5 protein-coding genes are annotated in these 6,980 nt (G+C 41.1%); 1 reads left to right on the top strand and 4 read right to left on the bottom strand.

The window, feature by feature from the left end:
* A partial coding sequence (locus tag QZ562_RS08250; RefSeq protein ID WP_293759092.1) for a DUF3718 domain-containing protein occupies positions 1–306 on the top strand: 306 nt, incomplete at its 5' end.
* Between the two features lie 318 nt (positions 307–624).
* Here the strand turns inward: QZ562_RS08250 and QZ562_RS08245 are convergent.
* The 4 genes from QZ562_RS08245 to QZ562_RS08230 all read right to left on the bottom strand — a co-directional run bounded on the left by QZ562_RS08245 (position 625) and on the right by QZ562_RS08230 (position 6,910).
* Complete coding sequence (locus tag QZ562_RS08245) at positions 625–1,551, bottom strand: alpha/beta hydrolase (protein ID WP_293759090.1); 927 nt, start codon at positions 1,549–1,551, stop codon at positions 625–627.
* 108 nt (positions 1,552–1,659) lie between these two features.
* Positions 1,660–3,459 (bottom strand): acyl-CoA dehydrogenase C-terminal domain-containing protein, encoded by a 1,800-nt coding sequence (locus tag QZ562_RS08240; protein WP_293759088.1) that lies wholly within the window; start codon positions 3,457–3,459, stop codon positions 1,660–1,662.
* A 69-nt stretch (positions 3,460–3,528) separates the two neighbouring features.
* A complete protein-coding gene (locus QZ562_RS08235) occupies positions 3,529–4,710 on the bottom strand; it encodes an acetyl-CoA C-acyltransferase (protein WP_293759086.1) in 1,182 nt (393 codons plus the stop codon).
* Positions 4,711–4,765: 55 nt separating this feature from the next.
* Complete coding sequence (locus QZ562_RS08230) at positions 4,766–6,910, bottom strand: 3-hydroxyacyl-CoA dehydrogenase NAD-binding domain-containing protein (protein WP_293759084.1); 2,145 nt, start codon at positions 6,908–6,910, stop codon at positions 4,766–4,768.
* Positions 6,911–6,980: the final 70 nt, after the last annotated feature.

Below are 6,980 nucleotides of genomic sequence, written 5' to 3'. Positions count from 1 at the left end.
CAAAATATATGTACCATTGTAAAAGCAGATGACAAAGGTGAACTACGTAGAAAAATGAGACGTGTTCAGTCTGATTACAATTTAAAACTTAAAGATTATTACACCGGTGTATCTTGCGGAGGTAACAGCCTTATTCGGACTGCTATGCTTAACAACTCAGAAGAAACAGGCACTCTTATGATAAAAAAAATGCCCAGAGGTGATTTGAAAGCTCCTGAAAAAGACGGTAAAACAGTGCTGGTATGGGCGTCTGAAAATGGTTTAGGTACCTCACCCATAGTTACTGCCCTTAACGACAGAATATAAGTATTATAGTTTCACGGCAGAGCAACACGTCATTCAAGCTTCGCAAAAACTGTTATTGAATGAACCTAGCAATAGCTAGTAAAACGATCAACATGGAAGGTAAGTCGAATTTTCTTTGAACAGATAATTGTCTCACCTTTTAAAATGGCCTCTTTTGAGGCTGTTTTTTTATGTGTATTACTAAAAAACATCTAATACCAAAACACAGGGAAAAAACGCAGCTGTTTAGATCAATTTCTCTGTGTCCTGAATACCACTAGAAACCGCAGTCATTTAAAAAATAATTTTATTACTTTCTAATTCCTTACATTTATCTGTCTACTTTACTAAAAACTTTTCGATTTCTAAATTCACTTCATCAGGCAACTCATGTTGCAACCAATGGCTTGCATCAGGAAAGCGTCTAATTCGCACATCTGGCACATACTCCTCTACACCATCAATGTTCTCTTTAACAAAGGCCTGATCTTGTTCGCCCCACAAGATCAGTGTTGGGCAACTGATGCGGATATTGGGTATTTTCATTTGTTCCGCTGCAACGACAGGACCATTGCTATGTCCATTGCCTACATCAACGATTTTCTCATTGGGGGCCAATTGCGGCATGGCTCTATAGTATTGCAGCATGCCATTAACTGCGTCAGGCTGAGCCCAAACGTTCTCATAAGTCTTGCGCTGCGTCTCGCTCAATGTGCCTTCACGCATTCCCATGAATATTTTGTTTTTGAGGTATTCATAGTTATTTTCTGATAACTTTTTTACAGCATTTGACGCAATTAACTCATGAATGTACTCGCTTTTTTGTCTTTGTTCGGCGTTGTGCACCATTTCCCGTGTGAAAATACTGGGGTGAGCAGCATTAAGTATCACTAATCGTTCGACAAGTTTTGGAAAAAAAGCAGCAAGAGGCCATGCAATGACCCCACCCCAATCGTGAGCCACTAATATTACTTTTTCTTGTGGCGCTGTGCATTGAATGAACTTAGCCATAAATTGGATCAGATTGGATACTTCAAAAAATGATTTTTCTTTGGGTTTATCACTTAAATTATAGCCAGGCAAATCGGGGGCTATCACACGATATTTACTAGAAAAATAATCAAGCTGTGCATGCCATGTCCCCCAATATTCAGGAAAGCCATGTAAGAAAACAATAGTTTGGCGTGGCGAATAGCTCTTATAATTATCACCTGCTTCAACATAATGAATATTAACGTCTTCAATGTTGATTGTGTGATGTTTCATGGCTGTATTTATCCGTCTAGTTGAATTTCCGGTGAATAAAAAAAAGCAAACATAATCATGTTTGCCTTTTTGAATTTACCAGTCTAGCTTATTAACATTTATTGAAGCCTAAACTATGTTGAACTGTTCTTCTTCCATATCCATTAAGTTATCAGCCCCAGACTCCATGGCTGACACTAATGAACGTGTGCGCGTTAGTAGACGGTCAAAATAAAATTTAGCCGTATGTAATTTTGCTTTATAAAATTCTGGATCGTTTGTACCATCGTCAAGTTTTTGCTGAGCAACAACGGCCATTTGAAGCCAGAAATAGCCAACTACGACGTAACCTGAATACATCAAGTAATCGACAGATGCAGCACCTAGTTCTGCAGGATTTTTGGCTGCCCTTTGCATAATGTCTTCAGTAATTTGATGCCATTCATGAACATGTTTATCAATACTGTTTGACCAAGCATTAAACTGTGTCTTATCACGAATACTTTTGCAGTATTCTTTGACTTCGTTTGTGAATACATCCAATAATTTACCGTTTGAACCCACCACTTTTCTGGCTAGTAAATCGATTGCCTGAATACCGGTTGTGCCTTCGTACATAGTACAAATCCGGGTATCTCGAGCTAGTTGCTCCATACCCCATTCTTTGATAAAACCATGACCACCAAAAACCTGCATGCCGTAACTAGTTGTTTCTTGTGCAGTTTCTGTTAAAAATGCTTTCACAATAGGCGTTAGTAAAGCAAGTTTAGATTCTGCTAGTTGTTTGGCAGCTTCATCCTGATTGGCTTGTGAAATATCAACCAACTTCATTGCGTATATGGCTAATGCTCTATTACCTTCTGCGAAAGCTTTTTGTGTCAACAACATACGACGTACATCAGGGTGGTTGATAATCGGATCAGCTGGACCGTCTGGATTTTTAACCCCTGTCATGGCTCTGAACTGCAAACGGTCTTTAGCATAGGCTAATGCACCTTGGAACGCAGCTTCAGATGCAGACAAACCTTCTAGGCCAGTTCCAATTCGTGCAGTATTCATAAACGTAAACATGCAGTTAAGGCCACGATTTTCAGTACCAACAAGGTAACCTTTAGCCTCATCAAAATTGATCACACAAGTGGCTGAGCCTTTGATGCCCATTTTGTGTTCAATAGAACCACAAGTCACAGCATTTCTATCTAACTTTTCGCCTTCAGTGCCTGCATTGAATTTAGGTACAACAAACAGCGAAATACCTTTGGTACCACTAGGCGCATCTGGCAAACGGGCAATGACGATATGCACAATGTTGTCTGACATATCATGCTCACCGGCCGAGATGAAAATTTTGGTACCAGTTAAGCTGTAAGTTCCGTCATCGTTCTTGACTGCTTTACATTTGAGCATGCCAAGATCAGAGCCACAATGAGGTTCAGTCAAACACATAGTACCTGTCCACTGACCACCAATGAGGTTATTCAAAAACATTTTTTGTTGTTCTGAAGTTCCATGCTCTTTTAAGGTTTCCATACAACCTTGGCTAAGCCCCGGGTACATGGCCCAAGAGTGATTCGCCGAAGAAAACCATTCCGCCATGACACTACCCAACGAATAAGGTAAATTTTGTCCACCCAGTTCTTCAGGGTGTGTCATACCTGTCCAGCCACCATCGACATATTGTTTATAAGCTTCTTTAAAACCTGCAGGAGTAGTAACAACTCCGTCTTCCCATTTACAGCCTTCTTCATCACCGTTGGCGTTGATTGGCGCTAATACGTTTTCAGCGAATTTAGCCGCCTCTGAAAAAATGGCTTCAACCATATCAGGGGTGGCATCTGTAAATCCCAAATCGGCATAATGTTTTTCAAAGCCAAATAATTCGTTCATCACGAATAAGGCTTCTTTTTGTGGGGCTTTAAAATATTGCATAACTGACCTCTTAAACCTTTTGCGTATTTTTTTCTCTAACTTATTTTTACTAGAAGCTCATACCTTTTTTTAATAAACTTCAAACAGACCTGCAGCACCCATACCACCGCCGATACACATAGTACAAACCACATATTTAGCACCACGACGCTTGCCTTCAATCAAAGCATGTCCCACCATACGTGCACCGCTCATACCATAAGGATGTCCTACAGAAATAGCACCACCGTTTACATTTAATATACTGTCATCGATACCTAACTTATCGCGGCAATACAATACTTGTACGGCGAAAGCTTCGTTAAGTTCCCATAGACCTATGTCGTTCATAGTTAAACCATGTTGTTTGAGCAACTTTGGAATGGCAAAAACAGGACCGATACCCATTTCATCTGGTTCGCAGCCTGCAACAGCAATACCACGATAAGCGCCTAATGGTGTTAAGTTTTGTTGTTCAGCTAATTTGCTGCTCATTATTACACTGGCAGATGCGCCGTCAGATAACTGGCTAGCATTACCTGCAGTAATGACTCCACCTTCTATAACAGGCTTTAAATTCTGCAAACCTTCTAAAGTGGTTTCAGCTCGATTACCTTCATCTTTGCTCAACGTCACTTCTTGAAAACTTTGTTCTTTTGTTTCGCGGTCAATGATCACTTTAATGGCTGTTACTGGCACAATTTCATCATCAAATTTACCTGCAGATTGTGCAGCCGCTGTGCGCATTTGACTGCGATAAGCATACTCATCCTGCACATCACGATTAATACCGTAACGAGAGGCCACCACTTCAGCTGTTTGTAACATAGGCATATAAATGTTTTTGTGCATTTTAGCCAAAGCTGGGTCGACCATACGATGTGTATTCATTGACTTGTTTTGCACTAAACTTATTGAATCAAGGCCACCAGCAATCATCACTGGTACGTTGTCGGTAATGATGTGTTTAGCTGCAGTAGCAATCGCGTACATGCCTGAACTACATTGACGGTCTAGGGTCATGCCTGATACAGAAGTGGGTAAACCACCAGCAAGACCAGCCATACGTCCTATGTTCATGCCGCCACTACCTTGAGTTAGTGCACTACCCATAATCACATCATCAACACTGGCGGGATCAATACCAGATTTTCTTACCGCTTCACGGATAGCATATCCACCTAAACTTGGCGCTTCTAAGTTATTAAATGCACCTTTGTAGGCACGACCAATAGGAGTTCTAGCGGTTGATACAATGACTGCTTCTTTCATAAAATTCTCTTTTAAATATTCTTTAATGCGTTAATAGTAAGACAAACATCGATGACTATAAGTCAGAGAATCGTTTGCCTTGTTCAGCTAATTTTTTCAATAATGGAGCCGGTTCAAACCAGTTTTTACCATGTTCACCCAACTCGTCGCGATATTTGCACATAGCGTCATATACTGTTTTTAAACCAATTTCATCCGCATACTGCATAGGACCGCCACGATAAACGGGGAAACCATAGCCATACACATATATCACGTCGATATCACTAGACTTTGCAGCAATGCCTTCTTCTAAAATCAACGCACCTTCATTGATCATAGGGAAAATAATCCGCTCAACGATTTCTTGATCGCTTATATCACGCTGTGCCACACCTAGATCTGCAGCTACCTGCTTCGCTAACTCAAGTACGCTTGGATCAGAAATGGGTGTACGACTACCCGCTTCATACAAATACACACCTTTGCCAGCTTTTAAACCTACTCTGCCCTGCTCAACTAATTTATCCGCTAGAATGCAGTAGGAAGGGTCATGTTTAATAAATTCGCGGCGGGATTCACGGACAAAAGCACCTATATCTTGACCAGCCATATCTCCCATAGTGAAAGGGCCCATAGGCAGTCCAAAGTCGTAAATCACTTTATCAATGTGTTCTGGCGTGCCGCCTTCAAGCATCATTCGATTAGCTTCACGGCCGTATGTTTCGATCATTCGGTTGCCGACAAAACCAAAACATACCCCAACTAACACCGCAACTTTGTTGATCTTCTTAGCCATTTTCATCGTGGTTTTGATCACTTCAGGCGAAGTTTTACTAGTTTTAACTACTTCTAATAACTTCATTACATTGGCAGGACTAAAGAAGTGCAAGCCAATCACATCTTGTGGACGTTTAGTCGCTTCAGCAATTTCGTCGATGTCCAGAGTAGAAGTGTTTGAGGCCAAAATAGCGCCAGGTTTGCATACTGCGTCTAAAGCTTTGAAAACGTCTTGTTTGACAGACATTTTTTCAAATACCGCTTCAATCACGAGGTCTACGTCACTTAAGGCTGCGTATTCTGTAGAACCGGTTAACAAAGCCATTCTGTCTTCGACTTGCTCTGCAGTAAGCTTGCCTTTTTTAGCTGAGTTTTCGTAGTTTTTACGAATTAGCGCTAAACCATTATCTAAAGCTTCTTGTTTAAGCTCGAGCATAATGATGGGAATACCTGCATTAGCAAAGTTCATAGCAATGCCACCGCCCATGGTGCCAGCACCAATGATGCCTACTTTTCTGATATCTCTTAATGGGGTTTCTTTATCAAAATCTTTGACATGAGATGCTGCACGTTCAGCGAAGAAAAAATGCTGCTGCGCTCGCGCTTCTTTAGAACGCATGCATTCCATAAACAACTCACTTTCGCGAACTAAGCCCTGCGCAAATGGTAGTTCAACCGATGCCTCGACAGCTTGAATACAACGTTCAGGAGCAAAAAAACCTCTTGCTTTGGTTGCTAAACCTTGTCGATACTGGGCAAATAATTCTTTTGGCGCTGCACTAATATCAATTTGTAAATCACAGGTTTTACGTACTTTGCTTCCATCGGCAACGACTTTGTCACAAAATGCTAACGCACTGCTTAATAAAGTTTCTGGGTTTTCAACGACAACATCAAATACATTCGACAATTTTTTAGCAGCAACAGGACGCCCTGAAACAATCATATCCAACGCTTGTTGCACACCCGCTAATCTTGGCAAACGTTGTGTACCACCAGCACCTGGTAATATCCCTAAGTTAACTTCAGGTAATCCCACTTTATTAGAAGCGAACGTTACACGGTAGTGACAAGACAGAGCCACTTCCAGTCCACCACCAAATGCGGGGCCATTTAATACCGCAACGACTGGTTTTGGTGAATTTTCAATGACATCTAATACTGCAGGCAAATTGGGCTCTAAATTACCACCTGAAAATTCGCTAATATCAGCACCGCCAGAGAATAAGTTCTGCTTAGACGAGATAACTATGACCGCAACTGACTCATCAGCAATAGCGTCATTCAAATGTGCGATAAGAGCGACACGTACAGATTTAGATAACGCATTGACGGGCGGATTTTGCATCCATAAGACCGCTATTTTGTTAGCAGATGAAGTTTCAATTAGTTCGCAGTTTACTGCATCACTATTGACTGCTTTTGATTCGACTTGACTCATGTAGACCTCTTACCAGCTTAATATTTACAGCGGATATTAGGCTACCCTCCCCAATCATTCTAATTTATTG

The sequence above is a fragment of the uncultured Paraglaciecola sp. genome (genome assembly GCF_913058035.1).
GTDB lineage: Bacteria > Pseudomonadota > Gammaproteobacteria > Enterobacterales > Alteromonadaceae > Paraglaciecola.
This window is presented reverse-complemented; position numbering and strand designations above follow the sequence as displayed.